Below are 20,448 nucleotides of genomic sequence, written 5' to 3'. Positions count from 1 at the left end.
TATCTTAAAATTTAAAAATATTTAAAACCTGTACGTATACATAAGTCCGCCGTATATGTCTGGGGTTTTCTGGCTTGTGATGTATGATGACTGCATCTGATAGAAATATGTCAGTTTATGAGCATCGTAATAAAGATCCCCTCCCAGATACAATGAACCGTTGACGTAATTTTTATCCGTATAGTACCCCTCGCTCTTTGCTCCGTCTAAAATATAGGAGTATGCCAGTGCTTCGATATTTATCCCCGCACTAAGAGCCCATCCGAACCCTTTTTGCTTTTTGTTAAGATGCAAAAGAGAAGCCTCCTCCTTTAGATAGGGGTAATGCACGTTAAAGTTTTGGGTGTAGTTTTTTCCAAAACGGAACATACTGCCGGCAAACGCATCCGTGACAAAATTACCCGCCTGAAAACCGCAGTGGCTGAATATATCCATATCGAGACCGCCGGCAGTATGTTTCTGCCAGTTTTTTTTCCCGTATCTGAAAAGAGTGTTTACAATGTAGCGCGTTCTCAGCTGAGTATCCCACCCTTGAGGTATTTTGTTTTTTATGAGCCTGTGAAAGGATTTTTGCAGATTTCCGGCTCCGGATTCTTTTCCCACTACTCCCATATCTACTCTGTACTCTTTAACGCTGTTTTCATCCCACTTAAACAAAAACAGCGACAGTGCCATATACCCGGCATAGGGAATATCGTCATACTGAGGCGTTGTAAGCGTAGTATCTTTTGGGGTGATCATTATCTGGCTTATGCTCGCTCCCGCAGTATAGCTCTTATACTCCGCCGTATCTGTAAAAGGTATCTTGTTTATAAGACCGAGCATCATATCGCTGTAACCGCCAGAGATATTGGCATCATCTTTTGATCTCTCGCTGTCAAGCCAGCTCAGGGCAAATCCGTTCGTGAAATGCTTGTCCGTTCCCGCAAAATAATCATTATACAGCTGAAACGAGAATTGATCCCCATAAAGGCTCATCGAGCAAAAAAGAGCGAGCAAAAACGACGATCTTTTCAAAAGAGTCTTCCTATCTTTCTAAATCCTATCCAGTATAGAAGGATTCCCAAGCTCATGACACCCAAGAAGTAGGGATAAAGCTCTAAAAACGGCGTCCCTCTGTAAAATATGCTCTCACTGCCCTCTATGTAATAACGCAAAGGAGAAAAAAGTGAGAAGAACTCCAGTATCGGATGCATCGCATACACCGGCGTCCATGCACCGCTTAAAAAGATGAGAGGCATCATGATGACTATGGAAAACTGTGCCACCTGCATGATGTCTTTTGCCACGGCTGCTACAAAAAGCCCTATTCCCGCACTTGCGAACGAATACAGAAACGTCAGCAGCATAAATGCCCAAAACGAGCCGTTCATAGGGGTGTCAAAGATATAAAACAAAACAAATCCAAGGCTTAACACGACCCCAAAAGTGACTATGATAACCTGAGAAAAGCTTTTAGCCAGGATGGTTATCCTCGGATCGACCGGCATCAACAGCATGATATCCCAAGTCCCCTCCTCCTTCTCTTTTACAAACACGATAGCGGTGAGAATGACCACAAGCATCGTGATGAGCGAAAGCAGTTCTGAGAGTGCCATAAAGGATTTATTATCGGAGTTTTGATTAAAAAGTTTATGTATCTTCAGCTCGAGAGGAATATCTATCTGTTCGAATCCTAAGATGATGTTTTGCAGATACGAAAGCGTCGTAAACCCTTGAGAAGCTGATGTAGCATCGAGAAGAACGTTTAACTGGGTATCTTTTTTCTGGCGGTAAAGCGTCTCAAAATCCGAATCAAAGACAAGACCGACCATCACCTCCTTGTTAAAGATCGCCTGACTCAGGTCCTTTTGCGAATTAAAACGGATCGGCCGAACGAACTCGGGCGTGTGCAAAGAGGAAAGTATTTTTTGACTGATCCCGCCTCCGCTGTTGTCCACATACCCTACAACGACGTTTCTCGGTTCTATATCGATGCCGTCACCCGCTACATAGATATCTATCGTAAAAGAGTACAAGACCAAAAGGACAAGCATCGGCGAACGCATGAAGCTTGCCATCTCTTTTGCAAAAACCACCAAGAATACACGTATCATCTCATCTCCTTTTTAAGGAGCAACACTCCGCTTGTGAGCAGGGTTATGAAAAAACCTGCCATGATAAAAAGGTAAAGCACTATCTTTGAGGAGTCAAAACCCTGACCTATCAAAAAGGTATCGTAGAGAATATGGTTGTAGTACATAACGGGAAACAGATGGGCTTCGACCCAGGATGCACCCTGCATCGAAGAGATAGGCATCAGCATCCCCGAGTATAAAAACGCAGGCAGGATGGTGATGATGACCGTCATTACCACGGCTACGATCTGTCTACTTGTGACGATCGATATAAGCATCCCTATGCTCAGACTTATGAGAATATACATCTCGCTTGACATCCAGTACAGGAAAAAACTGCCTCTGAAAGGGACTTTAAAAAGCAGCGTTGCCCAGAGAAAAAGGATGAAGATATTGAGAGAATGAAGCAAAAAGACGGGGAGAAGCTTTGCGATCAAAAACTCGAACTTGTTGATAGGCGATGCATAAAAATTGAATATCGTTCCTTTTTCTTTCTCTTTGACAATCAAGAGTGCCGTCAGAATAGCGGGCGCCACGAGCAGGACGAGTCCGATGAGTCCCGGGACTATGGCATCTTCGTCCCTCATCGCCTGATTGAACAGCGTACGGGTGTTCAGTGAGATCATCGGAGCGTTCTGTGCAGCCGCGCTGAGTATGACTCCCTGCACATAGCTTTGCATCGTACTTGCCCTGTTTGCAAAAGCCGCATCGATAAAGACCCCCAGCTCCACTTTCTGCCCTTTGACAAGATTTTTTTCAAACGAGCTCGGGATGATCAGTACGATATCGGTATCTGCCTGTTTGATCGAGTCCAAAGCTTCTTTTTCGTTTTGAAGTTTGAGCGTCGCGTCGAAATACTTTGAATGCTGAAACTTTGAGATAAGCTCTCTTGAAAGCTTCGTGTTGTCATAATCTATGATATTTATTCTCGAATGCGTCACGTCCATGGCTATCCCGTATCCAAAAAGCACGGTGACCATCGAGGGCATCATATAGACCATGATGATAAGGCGCGTCCTTATCAGCTCGGTTATCTCTTTGAGAATGAACGCTTTTATGACCGAAATTCTTATGCCGCTTTTCATCTTGAGACCTTATAAAAATCAAGGAATATATCTTCGAAACTTTTTGCATCGGGATATTTTTTATAGAGATTTTCTACACTGTCGTCTGCGATCTTCTCTCCGTTTTTCAGCAAGACCACTCTGTCGCAATACTCCGCTTCACTCATATAATGCGTCGTGATCAGGATAGAGATGCCCCACACCTCTTTTAGTTTTTGGAGTATCTGCCAGAACTGCGCACGCGCCAGAGTATCGACCCCGCTTGTCGGCTCATCCAAAAACAAAACTAGCGGTTCATGCAAAAGTGCAGCGGCGATCGAAAAGCGCTGGTTCACACCCAGAGGAAGTTCATTTGGAAAACTGTCAAGATGGTGTTCAAATCCTAGTTCAGAAGCATAGATCTTTATCCGTTCTACGGCTTTTAAGGCGTCGATCCTGTGCATCCTGGCAAAATAAAGAAGGTTCTCTCTCACGGTCATATCTTTATACAAGGCGAAGTGCTGGCTGACGTAGCCGATCTTGGATTTAAGCTCTCTTCTGTCTTTTCCGCTTTTTATCGTTTTTGTAAGAAGGGTGAGCTCCCCCTCGTCTATCGGATAAAGCCCCAGAAGCATCTTTATAAATGTTGTTTTCCCTGCTCCGTTGGCTCCCAAAAGTCCGAGTATCTCTCCGCGTTTGAGCTGCATATCTATATTTTTGTTCGCCACGAACGAGCCGAACCGCTTTGTTATGCCATGGGCTTGCATCACTACCAAAGGGATATCTTCGCTGCTCTCTTTTTTCTTGATGGCAATATCTGCTATCTTTCTCTTCTCTTGAAGCGCATTGACAAAGAAAAGTCCTTCTAAAGTAGGCTCGGTAAACGGAGCGGAAAGTTTTTCCAAAGAGTAAGTCTTGTTCGCAAATGAGAGACAGTCCTCATTTTCACAAGAGGATGCGGAGACATATGTGTAGGGACGTATGGAGTCTATCAATTCTGCGGACGTTCCGCCGGCTATGATCTTTGAATTGTGAAAAAGATGCACTCTGTCCATCTTCAAGGCTTCTTGCATATAGGCCGTACTTACGATGATGATGGTACCTTCCTCTTTTCTGATACTGTCAAGTATCTCCCAGAGTTCAAGGCGGCTGAGCGGGTCGACGCCTGTCGTCGGTTCATCGAGGATCAAAAGTTTCGGGCGGTGCAAAAGAGCGCAGATAAGCGAAAGTTTTTGCATCATACCACCGCTTAACTGCTCTGCCCTCCTGTCGGTAAAGTCACTGAGTCCGGACATATGCAGAAGCTTCTTTTTATAATCTTGAAAAGCTGCATCGTTTTTCAATCCCCGCAGATCCGCAAAGAAACGAAGATGCTCGTCCACCGTCAAAGTATCGTAAAGGACCAGACCTATTCCCTGAGGCATGAACCCCGTGTACTCTTTGATGGATTCGGCTTCTTTTGCGGAGTGATATATTTGTCCCAGATAACTGATCTCACCTTCAAAATTACTTACACCTGCGATGGCATGCATCAAAGAGCTTTTCCCGGCACCGTCAGCTCCGATAAAACCGATGATCTCGCCTCTCTCAGCCTCAAACGAAGCGTCGCTTACGGCTGTCACCTTTTTATATCTGAGCGTCACATTTTTTACGTTAAGATCAGCCATGAAGATATTTCCATCTCAGTAAAAACAAAAAAGTTATAGACACAGTCGATATCAGCGAGAGCTCCAATGCCTGCTGCATCCCGTAATGTTCCCAGACAAAACCAAAAAGATACGCACCCACGGCTCCAAAAAGAGCGATTCCCGCATAAAAAATACCGTATATCAGACCTCTGTTATCCGCACTTTTTGCTATGTAAGCACGGTTTGCATTTAGAGAAGCTACCGTAAAAAGCCCTAAAAACCCGTAGGATATCCATGTAAACAAAGGTGTTTGAAGGTACAAAAGCAGTTGAGAGAAAACTCCACTCAAATATGCGAACAGCATTATTTTTTTCACCCCAATCTTGTCTGTCCAGACACCGATGATATAACTCGTTAATGTCTGCATAGTGGTCGATACGACAAAAAGAAGAGGAACAAGCAAAGTCGCAATCCCGACGCTTTTTGCCTGCATGGTAAAAAAAGCGTCATTGAGAGCGGCCATCATAAAAAGAAAATAGAACAAAAGAGATTTTATGACCGTCTTGTCGTTTTGCGTCAGCTTAAAAGAAAGCCTGCCGTATACGGCAGCAGGTTTTGGAATATCCGCTACAAAAAAAAGGACTATGACAAGCCCGATAATACCGGGAAGCAGTGTGGCGTAAAATATATTTCGTATCACGGCTTCGCTCTGCCCGAAAACGTAAAGCATACCGAACAAAAAAACGGTACCGCTCAGCTCGCCGGCAATATCAAGCGTTTTGTGAAACCCGAATGTCTTTCCAGAACTGTTCTTTTGGCTGTAATGCGCGATCATCAGGTCTTTTGGAGCGGAACGCACTCCTTTACCCAAACGCTCGAAACTTTTTATAAGAGCTATCGATTTGTATCCGTGAGTCAATCCAAGCAGAGGCTTGCTGAGAGTCGAGAGCAGATAACCGCCCACTACCAGCGGTTTTACCACTCCGTAGCGATCCGCAATATAACCTGAGATTACGCGCAGACCGTAAGAAATAAATGTGGCAACGGCTACTATAATACCGAGCTTGTCCATCCCTTCATGCAAAACTGTAACGACAAAAATGGGTAATATCGGATTTATCATGGCTGAAGCAAAATCCGTAAAGAAACTCGTCCACCCCAACATCACAACATTTTTGTTGATCGTTCTCATATTTTGGGAATCTCACTTAGCGAACCCGGAAGGTCCTCTCCGTTTAGCGAAACGATACCGATAGCAGGGATACCGAGCTTTAAGAGCGGATTTACCTTCAACGGTCTTAGATGAACGGCATATACCCTCTGGATCCTGTCGCTTCTTACACTGACGTCTTTTGGCGTGAACTCAGCTTTTTGTGCAACTCTGACGACCTCTGCTTGTATGGGTTTATCAGGATAAGCATCTAAAAATATGACCGCTTTGTCGCCCACTTTTATTTTTCCGCTTTGCAGAGTATCTATGAATATTTTCAGATAAAGACTTTTGGGATCGATGAGTGTTGCCACGACCATTCCTGAATTCAAAACCTCACCTTTGTTTGCAACCTTTTCGACTACAAAACCGTCAATAGGCGATTTTATGGAGAGATCATTTATCATGATCTTTAGTTTGTCGCGGTCGGCATTTAATGATGCGATATTATTTTTTGCCGCGTCGACGTTTGCGTCCAATGCGATCAGTTTTTTATTTTGTCCGAGCGCGAGCGTTAACGTATAGTTTGCGATATCTATACTTTTTTGCGCTTGATACAACCGCTGCTGCTGTGAGCTGTAACTGTTTTTTGAATGGGCCAGCTGCAGTTTTGAATATTCGAATTTCTGCTGGCTGATAAGATTTTTTTCAAAAAGTGTTTTGTTGCGTCCAAAATCGACTTCATCCTGTTTTAGCTGCTGGTGCAGCGACGATAGGGAATCTTCAAGCTCTTTTTTTTGAGCGACGGCTATATCTACGGCCTTTTTTGCCTTTTTGATCTCTAGAGGGACACTCTCTTTGGCGATCAAATTTTCCTGCTCAAGTGCCTTAAGTCCCTCTTTTGCAGAATTTATGCCGTCGTTAAGCGAACGCAGCTGCGCTTCATACTCGTCACTTTGCAGTGTTGCCACTTTATCACCCGTTTTGATGCTCTGTCCGTCTTGGACATAGATTTCGTCTATGCGGCCAGGATATTTCGTGTTCAATGCGATGAGATCACCGTCGACATTTCCTGAAGATGCTACGAGGTTATCAGAGAGTTTTACTGGATTTAACTGTTTGTATATCAGGATGGAAGCGAGAAAGAATAATATTAAGACTAAAGCGTAGATTCCATATTTTTTTATCATCTAGACTCCTTCTTTGTACGTCTAGTATAACATAGAGTTACTCTGATATTATAGAAATATCACCATGTAACGTTATAAAAACGTTACTCGATCTTTATTTTACAACGGCGATTGCGTCTATCTCCACTAAAGCATTTTTAGGAAGTGTTTTGACCGCTACGGTAGAGCGTGCCGGTTTGTGAGAGCCAAACGCCTGAGCATATATTTCGTTCACCGTAGCAAAGTCATCCATACTTGCCAAAAAGATAGTCGTTTTAATGACTTGATTCAGATCGCTTCCCGCTTCTTGAAGTACGGCGGTAAGATTTTTAAGAACTTGTTTTGTTTGGATGATTACATCATCTTCAAGCATTACTCCCTCGGGTGTCAGTGCTATCTGTCCTGATGTGTAGACCATACCGTTTGCCACTACGGCTTGTGAATACGGACCGATCGCCGAAGGGGCCTTGTTTGTTTGTACGAATTGCATAAATTTCCTTTTATTATTTGTTTGATATGTAAAATGAGCAAAGCCCATTTTACTACGCTAGGCCGCTATGGCACTAAAGCTTGCCTCATTCGAGGCAGAAAATCAATGTATCTCTATTAATTTTTTAAAGACTCTGTAAAGGTTCTCGACCTCGTCTTTGGTCGTTCTCTCGTTTATGGAGTGAATTGTATCATTTTTGACACCGAATTCTATTACATCCACACCGCAGGGAGCTATAAACCTTGCATCGCTTGTCCCGCCGGCAGTGGAGTATTTCGTTTGTATGCCAGTTATCTGCTTTATCGCCGAATCGATATCTTTTACTATCTTCGTATCGGAGTCCGTTACAAACGGATATGCGCTCTGGTCAAGTTCAAGCGTGTAATCCGTTTCTTTAAAATATTTATGGACAAAATCCTCTATCTCTTTTGTCGTCGTCTTTGTGGAGTTTCTGACATTAAACATCATCTCCAAAGAGTTCGGCGTGACGTTTGTTACCTGCATTCCTGCTCTTATATCCGTTACGACGAATTTGCTTGGCGAAAAATACTCATCTCCCTCATCAAGGTCGATACCCGCGACCTTATCCAGCACTTTTGCGATCTGATGGATAGGGTTTACAGACTTCTCCGGGTATGCCGCGTGTCCCTGTTTTCCCTTTATTTTTATGAGCCCGTTGATGGAGCCGCGGCGCCCCACTTTGATGGCATCACCGAAGATCTGCTCGCAGGTAGGCTCGGCGACTACGCAGCTATCGGGCATCAAAGAGTGTTCTTCAAGGTATTTAAGCACTTCGAGCGTTCCGTATTTTGCTGGTCCCTCCTCGTCTGAGGTTAAAAGCAAAGAGAGCGTCCCATCGAACTTTTCTGTCTCTTTCACCGCCTGAATGAACGCCGCAAGACCGCTTTTCATATCCTGAGCGCCTCGTCCGTAGATATAACCCTCTTTTTCAACGGCCGTATAAGGATCCGTGTCCCACCCGCTTCCCGCGGGTACGACATCGACATGTCCCGCAAAACAGAGATGTCTGCCTTCACTAAATTTTTTGTAGATAAAAAGATTTTTGACTTCGTTTTTATCTACTCTAATGGCAGTAAACCCTTCAAGATAGTTTTTTACAAACTCTAATATTTCTCCGTCATCGGGAGTTTCGCTTTTTGAATGTATTAAAAATTTAAACAGTTCTATAACGTTCATTATTTTTCCGGGTTTTCATAAAATACGTAGGGTGTGGAATAATTACTCACTTCGAAATAGAGCTTCTTTTCGCCTTCGTCCACTTTATAATTGAAATTTTTGTCCAGATAGCCGTATCCGTAACGATAATCTCTGGAAACATCGCCCTGTGTGCTGACGGCTGTCGAGAGTTTGTCTATATTGATAAATCTTTGTACAAGCTTCTCTCCCATGTAGATATCCAGCACTCCGTTGGTACCCGTCCAGTTCTGAATACTTCTGCTGACCTTGTTTTGTGTTTCTTTCGTACACCCGCTTACAAGCAGCAAAACAGCGGCACTGTAGAACAAAATTTTTTTCATCATACGCCTTTTTTTATTTGTATGACAATTATATCAAGAAAAGCTGTTAAAAAAAATTGTTTTCATTTTTATTACAAAATTAATTGATTCTGATATAATGTAACAGTTATTATTTTTTCTTGGAGTTTTTATGAGCAAAATGTTGGATATCTCAGTCTTATATGTAGAAGATGAGGAAACTATTCGAAATTCTGTTACCCGTTCGCTTGCATTAATGGTAAAAGACGTGCATGTAGCAGAAAACGGAGAAGAAGCCCTTTTAAGCATAAAAGATTTTCCCATTGACCTTATCATTACGGATATACGTATGCCCAAGCTTGACGGACTGAGCTTGATCGAAAAGCTGCGTAACGACGGATTGGATGTTCCGGTCATCATTACTTCTGCATTTAATGAGATAGAATATTTGAACAAAGCCATCGATCTTAACGTCGATAAATTTATAAACAAACCTATACGCTTGAACACGCTCATGGATGCCATTACGAAAATTGCGCAGAACATTGAAAATAAAAAACAGTTAAAAGAGAGAATGGAACAGCTTTCACGCTATAGAAAAGTCATTGAAGATACCAACTTTATCATATATGTGTCACCGGATAAAGAGCTTATAGGAATAAACGAAGAGTTTACGAGATTTATAAAAGATCTTGATATAGACCCCAAAAGCATAAAATCGATAGACGATATTTTTCAAAAAGAAGATACAAAACAACTTATGCAAAAGGTTTTGGATTATCAGATTTTCAGTTCTCAAATAACACTTAATTTCGAAGATAAAAGATTTTCCGTCCTGCTTACCGCTTTTGCTTCAGTTTTTCATGGTGAGAATATAAAAGAGATCACATTCCTTTTTAAAGATCTCACTTCGGTTTTAAAAGACAAAGACGAGCTTATCCAGAGATTATATACCGATGATCTTACAGGCCTGCCGAACCGTCAAAAACTTTTTAGCGATCTTTTAGAATCCGAACATCAGTATGATATGATGATCATCGATGTCGACGGCTTTTCAAAAATAAACCATCTTTACGGTTTTAAAAGCGGTGACAGCATCCTAAAACAGATAACAAAAGTCTTAAAAAGCTACTGGCCCGATACAAGACCGCATACGCTTTATAGAGCCGATATGGACCATTTTGTGATCTTAAGCGAAAAGATGGACCCTGTCGACATTGGTGCATCAAGGGAACTGGCTCAAAAGATAATAAAATATCTTGAGGAACAGACCTTCACGATCTTAAACGAAACAGAGATAGACGTCAATTTTACTATCGGCGCATGCTGCGACTCAAACGATGACCTGTACGCCGAAGCATCACTTGCTTTGGAGATGGCAAAAAGCATGCACAGCAACTTTAAATGTTTTAACGACTTTGAAGATATAAAACCTTTGGCAGAAAAAAACCTGCAGATGCAGATCAAGATCAAAAGAGCGCTCAAAGAGGGCAAGATCCTGAACTACTACCAACCCATCGTGGATGCCGAAGGTAAATTGGTCAAATACGAAGCACTGGTAAGAATGGAAGATCCGGATACAGGAAAGATTCTGACGCCTTACCATTTCTTAGATATCGCGCGCGAGTCTAAGAACTATACTCTGTTAACAAAACAGGTTATAAACAACGCTTTTTCGGATTTTAAAACATCAAAGATCCCTTTTAGCATCAACCTCTCTTTTGTCGACATAGTCAACCCTGAGATAGTCTTGATGCTCGAACAGATGATAAAACAGCATCAGGGACCGCCTTTGACGATCGAGCTGTTGGAGAACGAAGGTTTTATAAACATATCCGAAACCATAAAATTCTGTAAGAACATGAAAAGTTTCGGCGCAAAAATAGCGATAGACGATTTTGGAAGCGGATACTCTAACTTTATCTATTTCTTCGATATGCCTATCGATATCTTAAAGATAGACGGCGCTCTTATAAAAAGGGTCCATGACTACCGCGGATATCTGGCATTAGAGACCATCGTCGGTTTTGCCCGTAATCTTGGAATAAAGATCGTCGCCGAATTCGTAGAAGACAAAGAAACGTTCGAAAAACTGCAAGAACTTAAGATAGAGATGTACCAGGGTTACTATTTTTCAGAGCCAAAAGCATTTGACGAGCTGTAGATGAATTTGATAAAGCGGATATCGTCTCATTTTATCATCAAACTGCTGGTAATCATCGTTCCGCCCATGATCATCATCTTGTATCTCACGAGCGAAAAGCTTGCGAACAGTTATCTAAACTATAAAGCGCTCAGCGACGTTAAAAAATCGATCATAGTCTCGACACAAATCGGAAATCTGATCCATGAGATCCAGATAGAAAGAGGAATGTCCGCCGATTATATCGGTTCTAACGGAGTGAAATTTTCAGACGAACTTCCAAAACAATACAAACGCGTAGATATCCGCTTTGCCGCTTTAAAGACATTATTGAAATGCCCGGATTACTGTGCGTTCACTAAAAACATAGACGAGATAAACTCTATCTTTGACACTATTACGGCTATACGTAAAAAGGTGAAAGATCTTGATATCTCCGTCGAGTCCGAGATAGACTTTTATACAAAGATAATCTCGCTGTACCTCAACGATATCTCTCTTTTTTCCAAACGTTCAAAAGACGGATGGCTCACCCGAGAACTGCTCTCTTATGAAAATATCCTATATGCCGAAGAGAGAATGGGGATCGAACGCGCTATCGGCGTCAGTACTTTTGCAAACAAAAAATTCTTTCCGGGAATGCGCGAAAAAATGACGATGGTAGTAGCCGAACATAAAATATTTTTAAAACTTTTTCTCTCAAACAGTAGTGATGAATCGATCACGTATTATTACAAAATAATGAACGCACAATCTTTTGACGAAATAGAACGAATGGAAAAACTTCTGCTTAACAGTAAAGATTCGGACCATTTCGATGTAAATGACACCTATTGGTTCAATCTTATCTCTAAAAAGGTCAACGCTTTAAAAGATGTCCATGAATATCTCGCCCAAAACATCATCAAATATATAAAAACCCGCGAATATCAGATGTACAACAATATGATAGAAACTTTCATTTTGAACATTCTTATGATACTCACGGGAATGCTGGTCACGCCTTACGTCGCCAAAAAACTTTATACCGAGAACAAGGATCAGCAAAAAGTTCTCTTTCAGCAATCCAAAATGGCGGCAATGGGAGAGATGATAGGCGCCATAGCGCATCAATGGCGCCAGCCCTTAAATGCCGTAGGTGTCTTGGCTCAGGAGATAGAGTTCAAATATGAAAACGACATCCTCGAAAAAGAGGAACTAAGAACATTAAACGCGCAGCTGCTGAAATATTTGGACTATATGTCAAAGACCATAAATGATTTTCGTAATTTCTTCAAACCCGACAAGGAAAAAACGATTTTCAATATAGAAAACGCGATCAAAGATTCTTTAAACATCGTCGGCAAACAGCTCGAAGCGCATGGGATAGATATAACGATAAAAGCGATATGCGGATATATAGATAAAAACACGGCCTGTCTGTGTGAAGTCAAAGGATATGAAAGCGAGTTCAAACAGGTCATCATCAATCTTATAAACAACGCCCGTGAAGCGATACAGGAAAACGTAAAAAAATCGCCTTCTGCAAAAAAAGAGATCTCGATCATCATCGAAAGAACCGAATCGGATCTGATCATACATGTAAAAGATACGGGAGGAGGGATAAAGGAGAGCATGCTCGATACGATCTTTGATATCTACATCTCCAGTAAACAAGAACAGCAGGGTACAGGGCTTGGTCTGTATATGTCAAAACTTATAATCGAAAGAAACATGCTCGGAACGATAACGGCAAAAAATATAAAAGACGGGGCAGAATTCGAGATATTTCTTACCCCTGCGCCTAAGGTTTCGTAACATACCCGTTATTGCAGAAGTTCCTTCAACGCTCTGTCTATATCGGGATGAATAAATTGATAACCTGCATCCTGCAAAGCTTTTGGGTATACCTCTTTAGAACCCGTTACTACACCGGCGGCTTCGCCGTATATGATCTTTAGAACAAACTCAGGAAGAGGAAAAATCGTCGGTCGGTGAAGTGCTTTTCCGAGAGCTTTCGTAAACACCCTGTTTGTAACGGGATTTGGTGTAGTGGCATTATATATGCCCGTCAGATTATTTTCGATGACAAATTTATATATGTGTACCAAATCGACGATGCTGATCCAGCTCATCATGGCTTTTCCGTCACCTATGATCCCGCCGACACCCAGCCTAAAAGGGGTCAGCATCTGTTTTAGGGCTCCTCCCTCTTTTCCCAAAACGATGCCAAACCTTAGGATCGCCGTAGGCTTGCTGCATGAAAGTGCGACATTCTCCCACCTGCTTGCAAGAGAACCTAAAAAATCATCTGCTATCTCTTTTGTCGTTTCATCACAAGGGACATTATCCGGATAGATACCGACTGCCGAAGTAGATATAAGATGCTTGACCTCGCTTTCGTTTATGGCTGCAACTAAGGTCTTTGTCGTGTCAACTCTGCTGCTAATGAGAATCTTTTTATACTCCTTGTTCCATCTTTTTATGATAGGCGCACCAGCAAGGTTTATAACGACATCTACCCCCTCAAGCTTTTCAAGGATCAGCTCTTTTGAATCATTTCTGTGGACATAGACCACATCTTTGTATTGCTGCTGTATAGCAGTTCCGACAAATCCGCTTGCTCCCGTTATCGCTATCTTCATCTTCATACCTTTTTATTTTTTAAGGTTTCATTCTCATTCATTGTATATCAAAATTCTATAAATATAATTTAACCCGCCTATGTACTTTTCTTTTTAAAAATCTATACCGCCGTACATTACGATAAAGGCGCAAATAAAGACTCAAGCTCCTTTGGGTAAGGGTTTAAAAACACCTGATCCAAAAGATATCCGATCTTGTATTTTTGGGCATAAAGACGAATCGTAGCCAGCGGCGTACCAAGAGGGATCATCTTGTTTGCATAATCTTTTATCTGTGTATGCAGTACCGCTTTTTCATCTGAAGCAAGCTCGTTTTTAAAAAATCCTGCCATATGCTCCAATACATTTTGATTACATTTTACGGAGCTTTTTTTTGAGAGAGCCGTCTTAAAAAGCAGCTCATAGTTTTTAAACAGTTCTTCAAATTTCAAGCCGTCATGATCTGCCACGACATTGCCCAGCTCTCTGTAAAGCTTCTCGTCCTTTGCCTGAAGAAGAAACTTATACTTTGTATGAAATTCTGCAAGTTCCTTCATCTGCGAGGATGATCTTTTAAATTTTTCAAAGGCATCGTAGCTAAAAAGGTGTATCAGAAAATTTTCTCTCATTTTCGGATCACACAGACGCCCCTCCTCTTCCATCGGCAATAACGGATATTCATCTCTGCATGCTTTTGCGAAAAGCCCGTAACTTTTCCTGCTTTGCAAACCGTTTTTTTCATAAGTCGCTGTAGTACCCAACCCGCAGCTCGGCGACCTTGATTTAAAAATGATGCCTGAAAGGTCTAAAGGTTTAAGGAGTTTCATCTCTGCTTCAACGCCTTTTTCAAGCTCTTTTGTTACATCTGTAAGGTCATGATTTCTAAGCACTTTCAGCTTATCATCGAAACTTACCAGCCTGACTGAAGGTCTCGGCGTGCCAAAAACAACTGCTTCGGGACAAAAAGGCGTGAGCTCGGCATATTTTCCAAGCGCATCAACAATGAAACTATCACGCTTGTCACCTCCATCATAACGGACCTTTTCTCCAAGCAGACAGCCTGATACGGCAATATTCAAAAAAACTCCTCAGATCTTGATTTTTTTCAGGCGAAGCGCGTTGACGATAACCGATACGGAGCTAAAGCTCATCGCCGTCGCCGCAATGACGGGTGATAAAAGCACTCCAAAATACGGATAAAGTATACCCGCGGCAATAGGGATGCCCGCGCTGTTATAAACAAACGCAAAAAAGAGGTTTTCTCTTATGTTTTTCATCGTCGCACGGCTGAGCTTTCTCACTTTGACGATCCCCAGCAGGTCTCCTTTTATCAGTGTGATCCCTGCACTTTGTATGGCAACGTCGGTTCCAGTTCCCATAGCTATGCCCACATCTGCCTGTGCTAGAGCGGGTGCATCGTTGATACCGTCACCCGCCATAGCTACAATCTCGCCTTTGCTTTGCAGCTGTTTGATCACCGCCGCTTTACCTTCTGGCATAATATTGGCATGGACTTCATCGATTTCAAGTCTGCGTGCCACGGCATTTGCCGTACGCTCGTTATCACCGCTTAACATAACGATACGTATCCCTTCTGCTTTGAGCATTTTAACGGCTTTTGCAGATGTCTCTTTGACGGGATCTTCTATACAGAACATACCGCTGAGCTTGGAATCTATCGCCATAAATATGACGCTTTTTGCATCTTTACGCAGATCATCGGCCCTCTCGCGAAGCTCTTTTGTAGAGATGTCCAGACTTTCGAGATAACTATCGCTTCCAAGTACGATCTTTTTATTCTCGATTTCGCCTCTTATCCCTTTACCCGTCAGAGAATCAAATCCCACCACTTCCGCAAGAGAGACATCTTGTTCTTTTGCATATTCGATCACGGCTTCGGCTAAAGGGTGCTCGCTTGCTTTTTCTAAACTTGCACCGTATCTTAAGACCTCTTGTGCATCAAACCCTTCTGCTGTTATCATCTGCGTTACTTTAGGTTTTCCCTGCGTCAGGGTTCCTGTCTTGTCAACGACCAGAGCGGTCGCTTTTTCCATAGTTTCGAGCGTCTGCGCATCTTTTATCAATATCCCCAAAAGTGCCGCTCGTCCCGTGCCTACCATTATGGAGATCGGAGTCGCAAGACCCAAAGCGCACGGACAGGCGATGATAAGTACCGAAACTGCGGCAACGATCCCGTAAGCAAGGCGCGGTTCAGGCCCCCATATCCACCATCCGATAAATGCCAAAACCGCCGATATGACGACAGCAGGAACAAAATAGCTTGAGACCGTATCGGCAAGCTGCTGTATCGGAGCACGCGAACGCTGTGCGACAGCTACCATTTGTACGATCTGAGACAGCATCGTATCGCTTCCGATCTTTTGCGCCTGCATCACCAAAGTTCCGTTTTTATTCAGCGTGGCACCTATCAATCTCTCACCTGGCGATTTTTGGATCCATACAGGTTCTCCTGTTATCATGGATTCGTCGACATTACTGCTTCCCTCCACGACAACACCGTCTACAGGTATCTTTTCTCCCGGTTTGATCCTGAGTCTGTCTCCCACCATGACGGCATCAAGGTTTATATCTTCGTCATTTCCATGTGCATCGATGCGGTGAGCCTGTTTTGGAGAGAGGTTCAAAAGCGTTGTTATCGCACTGTTGGTTTTGCTGCGTGCGTTTAGTTCCAGCACCTGCCCCAAAAGCACCAAGACAGTTATAACGGCGGCCGCTTCAAAGTAAACATGTACCAATCCCTCTTGCGTTTGCATAAGATGCGGAAAGATCTCTGGAAACAGAAGTGCCGTAACACTGTATATCCACGCCGTTGCAACGCCAATGGAGATAAGCGTGAACATATTGAGATTCCATGTCCTGATCGACTGCCAGCCTCGGACAAAAAAAGGCCATCCTCCCCAGAGTACTACGGGCATGGAGAAAATAAACTCAAACCATTGAACACTTTTCATAGAGATCGCCTCAGGCAACAAATCCGGCACCAGATCCGCCGTCATAGCGATGATAAAGACAGGCAGAGCAAAAACCAAACCGATCCAAAAACGGCGCTTCATATACTCCAGTTCAACATTCTCTTCATCTGTTTGCACCGTTACCGGTTCAAGCGCCATGCCGCACTTCGGGCATGTTCCCGGTTTGTCGCTGATGATCTCGGGATGCATAGGACAGGTATACTTTGTTGTGTGCGGCGGAGCAGTTTGAACCTCTTTTTCTAAAGCCATACCGCACTTCGGACAGGTTCCGGGATGATCCTGATGTATCTCCGGATGCATCGGACAGGTGTAAAAGGTTTTTTTGATCTCGCAGCTGCCGTCTTGACAGCTTGCAGGTTCTATTAAATTCATCACTTACCTCCATCTTTAAATGTCGTCAGCCGATTTAAAACCTTGTTCTAAAAATCCCAGTCATCCAAAACAGGTTTTTTCTCTTTTTTACTCTCCCGGCTTTTTTCTTCTATGATATTTATTTCAGGTTCATCGTCCTCGCTTGCAAATACCTGCGGACTTTTCAACATCTCTTCATACTCAAGCTGCAGACCTTTTGAGGTCATTATAAACCCGTTGACCTTTATCTTTCCATCATGGATGAGTTTATGATGCTCCTTACAAAGCGGTATAAGGTTATGCTTGTGGTCTTGATGGAAATGCCCGATGAATCCTGCTTTGTCCGAGAGTGACTGCTGCGAGATATGATGCACGTCTTCTGCCATTGCCCCGCAGATAACGCACTTTGTAACATACAGCTCTTTGTTGTACTTGCTTGTCTTTTTCTTGACAAGCAGCTCAAGTTCGTCAAAATCATTCGCAAGACGTTTGCGTATCGTATTTGCGGTATCTAAAAATTCTCCGTCCATATGCAGTGATTTTGCAAACTCCAACCCGTATATACTGCTTCCGCTGCCTGCTTGAAGAACACGGTTGAAGACGAGGATATCTTTCTCCTCGTCATACTCTACGCTCAGATGCAGGTCTACCACGTTCTTAAGCCTGCGAATCTCTGCCATCGTAGAGAGCTGATGCAGGTGTGTCGCAAACAAAAAGATACTTCTTAATTTTGCCAGTTTTATGATGGCGCTTGCAACTATGGCGACGCCTGAGAGCGTTTCTGTTCCGTGAGATATTTCATCTCCCAAAACCAAGGATTTCACGCTTGCTCGGTTAAATATATTTTTGAGCTCGACCATCTCTACGGCAAATGTGGAAAGCCCTTTAGCCAGATTGTCGCGTGAGACGATGCGGGTAAAGATAGACTCAAAAAGTGAGAACTTCATTGCCGAAGCACTCACGAAAAATCCGCTTTGAGCCATCAAAACGGCGATACCGATACTCTTCATCAACGATGATTTTCCGCTTGAATTGATGCCGTACAGAAGTACGCCGTTAATATCATGCCCGTCATGAACATGCACATCGAGCATCACCGTTTTTGGATATGGTACATCCATGTATTCGCGGCTGCCCATGACAATGTCGTTTGGTATATAGATGCCGCGGCGCTGCTGCAGCTCGATGAGCGGATGGCGAAGCTGCATGATCTGCATAAAATTTTCATCTTCCTTGACATCCACGAGCATCGGCCTTGAGTGGTTATACATCTGCGCGACTTTTGAGGAGCTCACCGCCACGTCCAGATCTGCGACATACTGGATAATACGATCAAACAGCAGTGCATAACGGCGCTCATAAACAGCTTGCAATTGAGTATATCTCTCTTTGACGAGAGCGACTATTTTGCTCTTGTTTCGCATGATTTTATCGGAAAGTTCGTCCAAGAACGGGGAGGTTACTTTGACGTTGTTCGTCAGTTTTTTAACGCTGAACTCGCTAAAACTCACCCGCAACCCTTCAATGTCGATGATCTGGCTTTTAAAGACACTCTCGATCAGCGAATATCTGTTTTTACTCAGCGTGATGTAATACCCCTCTTTTTCAAGAACGCCAAGAGCCACGTTCGCACCCGAGCCGTTTGAGGTAACGCCGTTTATGAGCTCCTGAATATGTTCCATGATGATACTAAACATCTGAAGCATTTTTGCGTTTTCATCCACCAGCGTGTCCACGGCAGAATCGATACCCCGCATCAAAAAGTTTTCATCAATGGTCGCTATGGTAAAGCGTCTTGAGACGTCAAGATCGATGCTTTTGGAGATATCTCTTAAAAACTCGTCTACTTCCTGTTCGCTAAACGTCGTCTTTTGAATCTTGTGTTTTTTAATGTAGTTCATCAGCTCTTTGATGTTTATCATCGACTCATAGATATGATTCATCTCAAAAGGATGCAAGCGTCCCAGATCTAAACGGCGGGAAAGGCGCTCCATATCATATATTCCGCGCATGATCTCTTCAAGATAACGCGTGTGGGAGTTTACCCTCTCGATCAGATTATAACGGCGCGTTAGTTCTTCTTTGTCCATTATGGGATTTAAAAGTCTCTCTTTTAAAAGACGGCGCCCTATTGCCGTAGCGCTTTTGTCAAGCATCTTTAAAAGCGTCATCTCGTTTCGATCTTTTGAGATGATGGAAAGCTGTTCTAACGCATTGTTTCCAAGGTACATATAACGCCTGTTGTCGATGATATTTGGGCGGTCGAGTTTTTGGATGATATGAACATCATGCTCGATGACAAAATGTATGAGTATCGCCAGCGCCTGAGATATCATAGGGGAGCGTTCAAGATCAAGATGTTCTATGGGAGAGAGAAGCGACTGGATCTGATAAACCTTTTCAAACAGTTCGTTTTGATAATCGATACGGGGAATATCATGGTTTACGGTATAGTGATAATGCTCCGGGATCTCAAGATAGTTTAAAACAGAACGCTGATCGTCCACGCCGTCTAAAAACGTGAGCACAACTTCGCTTGTTTTGTAAATATTTAAAAGATTAAAAACCTCGTCAAGCGCATAAGATGGGTCTTCACTGCTCCCATGCGTTTCGTATAACCAGGTCTTGCCCGTCGTTATATCGATGGCGCCGTACCCTACCGTGTAGATATCTCTGTGCTTGTCGATCAAAAGCGAGACTATATAATTGTCGTCGTTATCTATCGTGTAGTCAAAATTCGTACCCGGAGAGATGATCTGCGAGATATATCTGCTTATCTTCGGAGGTTTTCCGCGCTGTTTGACGACGACCACCGTATACTTCTGCTCTTGGATAAGACGGTTTAGATACCTCTCAAAGGAGACTGCAGGTACTCCTGCCAAAAGAGGGTTTTTTGCAGAGTTTTCTATTATCGATTTGTTCTTTTTCGTCAGTTGAATATTTAAAAGTTCTGCAATCTCTTTGGCTTTTCCTATCTGTTCGTCATCATTATTGATTTCATAGACTTCGAAAAAAGTACCGATCTCCATAAAAACTACCGTATCGTTTCCATATTTCTCTTCGAAATGGTTTTGAAGATCGAAATATATCTCCGTCAGAAGTCTGTTTTTCTGGTCTAAAAGTCTATCTATATCTGATGATAACATTGAAAAGCGCCTTTTTTCGTATACACATTTTATGCAATTATAACGCAACTGTTATGATATAAATATTGCATAAGGCATTAAAAGATATACTGTTGGAAATAATTTATTAAAAAGGTAAA

The 20,448-nt window shown here is 42.8% G+C and carries 15 protein-coding genes; 2 read left to right on the top strand and 13 right to left on the bottom strand.

Annotated features, from left to right (window positions below):
* Nucleotides 1-21 precede the first annotated feature (21 nt).
* The 9 genes from WCY03_RS04120 to WCY03_RS04080 all read right to left on the bottom strand — a co-directional run bounded on the left by WCY03_RS04120 (nucleotide 22) and on the right by WCY03_RS04080 (nucleotide 9,135).
* The gene (locus WCY03_RS04120) at nucleotides 22-1,017 is read right to left on the bottom strand and encodes a lipid A deacylase LpxR family protein (RefSeq protein ID WP_345993725.1); all 996 of its coding nucleotides are present in this window, start codon (nucleotides 1,015-1,017) and stop codon (nucleotides 22-24) included.
* Nucleotides 1,014-2,096 (bottom strand): ABC transporter permease, encoded by a 1,083-nt coding sequence (locus WCY03_RS04115; RefSeq protein ID WP_345993724.1) that lies wholly within the window; start codon nucleotides 2,094-2,096, stop codon nucleotides 1,014-1,016. The genes WCY03_RS04120 and WCY03_RS04115 overlap by 4 nt, the downstream gene beginning before the upstream one ends.
* Nucleotides 2,093-3,202, bottom strand: coding sequence for an ABC transporter permease (locus WCY03_RS04110; RefSeq protein ID WP_345993723.1), 1,110 nt, complete (start codon nucleotides 3,200-3,202; stop codon nucleotides 2,093-2,095). The genes WCY03_RS04115 and WCY03_RS04110 overlap by 4 nt, the downstream gene beginning before the upstream one ends.
* Nucleotides 3,199-4,827 carry an ATP-binding cassette domain-containing protein gene (locus WCY03_RS04105; protein WP_345993722.1) on the bottom strand — a complete coding sequence of 543 codons (1,629 nt, stop codon included), beginning with the start codon at nucleotides 4,825-4,827 and terminating at the stop codon, nucleotides 3,199-3,201. Before WCY03_RS04105 ends, WCY03_RS04110 begins: the two co-directional genes overlap by 4 nt.
* A complete protein-coding gene (locus tag WCY03_RS04100; RefSeq protein WP_345993721.1) occupies nucleotides 4,820-5,980 on the bottom strand; it encodes an MFS transporter in 1,161 nt (386 codons plus the stop codon). The genes WCY03_RS04105 and WCY03_RS04100 overlap by 8 nt, the downstream gene beginning before the upstream one ends.
* A complete protein-coding gene (locus WCY03_RS04095) occupies nucleotides 5,977-7,128 on the bottom strand; it encodes an HlyD family efflux transporter periplasmic adaptor subunit (protein WP_345993720.1) in 1,152 nt (383 codons plus the stop codon). Before WCY03_RS04095 ends, WCY03_RS04100 begins: the two co-directional genes overlap by 4 nt.
* Nucleotides 7,129-7,222: 94 nt before the next feature.
* On the bottom strand, nucleotides 7,223-7,597 hold the full coding sequence (locus WCY03_RS04090) for a RidA family protein (RefSeq protein WP_345993719.1): 375 nt from the start codon (nucleotides 7,595-7,597) through the stop codon (nucleotides 7,223-7,225).
* A 102-nt stretch (nucleotides 7,598-7,699) separates the two neighbouring features.
* The gene (gene dapE, locus WCY03_RS04085; RefSeq protein WP_345993718.1) at nucleotides 7,700-8,794 is read right to left on the bottom strand and encodes a succinyl-diaminopimelate desuccinylase; all 1,095 of its coding nucleotides are present in this window, start codon (nucleotides 8,792-8,794) and stop codon (nucleotides 7,700-7,702) included.
* Nucleotides 8,794-9,135, bottom strand: coding sequence for a hypothetical protein (locus tag WCY03_RS04080; protein ID WP_345993717.1), 342 nt, complete (start codon nucleotides 9,133-9,135; stop codon nucleotides 8,794-8,796). Before WCY03_RS04080 ends, dapE begins: the two co-directional genes overlap by 1 nt.
* A 130-nt stretch (nucleotides 9,136-9,265) precedes the next feature.
* Between WCY03_RS04080 and WCY03_RS04075 the strand changes: the two genes are divergently transcribed.
* Both WCY03_RS04075 and WCY03_RS04070 read left to right on the top strand, forming a co-directional pair.
* Nucleotides 9,266-11,257 (top strand): EAL domain-containing protein, encoded by a 1,992-nt coding sequence (locus WCY03_RS04075; RefSeq protein WP_345993716.1) that lies wholly within the window; start codon nucleotides 9,266-9,268, stop codon nucleotides 11,255-11,257.
* Nucleotides 11,258-13,033 (top strand): nitrate- and nitrite sensing domain-containing protein, encoded by a 1,776-nt coding sequence (locus tag WCY03_RS04070; protein ID WP_345993715.1) that lies wholly within the window; start codon nucleotides 11,258-11,260, stop codon nucleotides 13,031-13,033.
* Nucleotides 13,034-13,041: 8 nt separating this feature from the next.
* Here the strand turns inward: WCY03_RS04070 and WCY03_RS04065 are convergent, their stop codons facing one another.
* From WCY03_RS04065 to WCY03_RS04050, 4 genes are all read right to left on the bottom strand, one after another.
* Complete coding sequence (locus WCY03_RS04065) at nucleotides 13,042-13,860, bottom strand: TIGR01777 family oxidoreductase (RefSeq protein ID WP_345993714.1); 819 nt, start codon at nucleotides 13,858-13,860, stop codon at nucleotides 13,042-13,044.
* A 116-nt stretch (nucleotides 13,861-13,976) separates the two neighbouring features.
* Entirely contained in the window at nucleotides 13,977-14,918 is a 942-nt protein-coding gene (locus WCY03_RS04060) for a DUF523 and DUF1722 domain-containing protein (RefSeq protein ID WP_345993713.1), read from the bottom strand.
* A 9-nt stretch (nucleotides 14,919-14,927) separates the two neighbouring features.
* The gene (locus tag WCY03_RS04055) at nucleotides 14,928-17,204 is read right to left on the bottom strand and encodes a copper-translocating P-type ATPase (RefSeq protein WP_345993712.1); all 2,277 of its coding nucleotides are present in this window, start codon (nucleotides 17,202-17,204) and stop codon (nucleotides 14,928-14,930) included.
* Between the two features lie 47 nt (nucleotides 17,205-17,251).
* Nucleotides 17,252-20,329, bottom strand: coding sequence for an HNH endonuclease (locus WCY03_RS04050; protein ID WP_345993711.1), 3,078 nt, complete (start codon nucleotides 20,327-20,329; stop codon nucleotides 17,252-17,254).
* Nucleotides 20,330-20,448: the final 119 nt, after the last annotated feature.

The organism is Sulfurimonas sp. HSL-1716 (genome assembly GCF_039645975.1).
Lineage (GTDB): Bacteria > Campylobacterota > Campylobacteria > Campylobacterales > Sulfurimonadaceae > Hydrocurvibacter > Hydrocurvibacter sulfurireducens.
Note: the sequence above shows the minus strand (reverse complement) of the source record. Positions and strands in the feature narration are given on the sequence as shown.

Bases quoted from the DNA above. Each gene is read 5' to 3' on its own strand.
- WCY03_RS04115 (WP_345993724.1), bottom strand. From the start codon at position 2,096: ATGATACGTGTATTCTTGGTGGTTTTTGCAAAAGAGATGGCAAGCTTC.
- WCY03_RS04110 (WP_345993723.1), bottom strand. From the start codon at position 3,202: ATGAAAAGCGGCATAAGAATTTCGGTCATAAAAGCGTTCATTCTCAAA.
- WCY03_RS04105 (WP_345993722.1), bottom strand. From the start codon at position 4,827: ATGGCTGATCTTAACGTAAAAAATGTGACGCTCAGATATAAAAAGGTG.
- WCY03_RS04100 (WP_345993721.1), bottom strand. From the start codon at position 5,980: ATGAGAACGATCAACAAAAATGTTGTGATGTTGGGGTGGACGAGTTTC.
- WCY03_RS04095 (WP_345993720.1), bottom strand. From the start codon at position 7,128: ATGATAAAAAAATATGGAATCTACGCTTTAGTCTTAATATTATTCTTT.
- WCY03_RS04090 (WP_345993719.1), bottom strand. From the start codon at position 7,597: ATGCAATTCGTACAAACAAACAAGGCCCCTTCGGCGATCGGTCCGTAT.
- dapE (WP_345993718.1), bottom strand. From the start codon at position 8,794: ATGAACGTTATAGAACTGTTTAAATTTTTAATACATTCAAAAAGCGAA.
- WCY03_RS04080 (WP_345993717.1), bottom strand. From the start codon at position 9,135: ATGAAAAAAATTTTGTTCTACAGTGCCGCTGTTTTGCTGCTTGTAAGC.
- WCY03_RS04075 (WP_345993716.1), top strand. From the start codon at position 9,266: ATGAGCAAAATGTTGGATATCTCAGTCTTATATGTAGAAGATGAGGAA.
- WCY03_RS04070 (WP_345993715.1), top strand. From the start codon at position 11,258: ATGAATTTGATAAAGCGGATATCGTCTCATTTTATCATCAAACTGCTG.
- WCY03_RS04065 (WP_345993714.1), bottom strand. From the start codon at position 13,860: ATGAAGATAGCGATAACGGGAGCAAGCGGATTTGTCGGAACTGCTATA.
- WCY03_RS04055 (WP_345993712.1), bottom strand. From the start codon at position 17,204: ATGAATTTAATAGAACCTGCAAGCTGTCAAGACGGCAGCTGCGAGATC.
- WCY03_RS04050 (WP_345993711.1), bottom strand. From the start codon at position 20,329: ATGTTATCATCAGATATAGATAGACTTTTAGACCAGAAAAACAGACTT.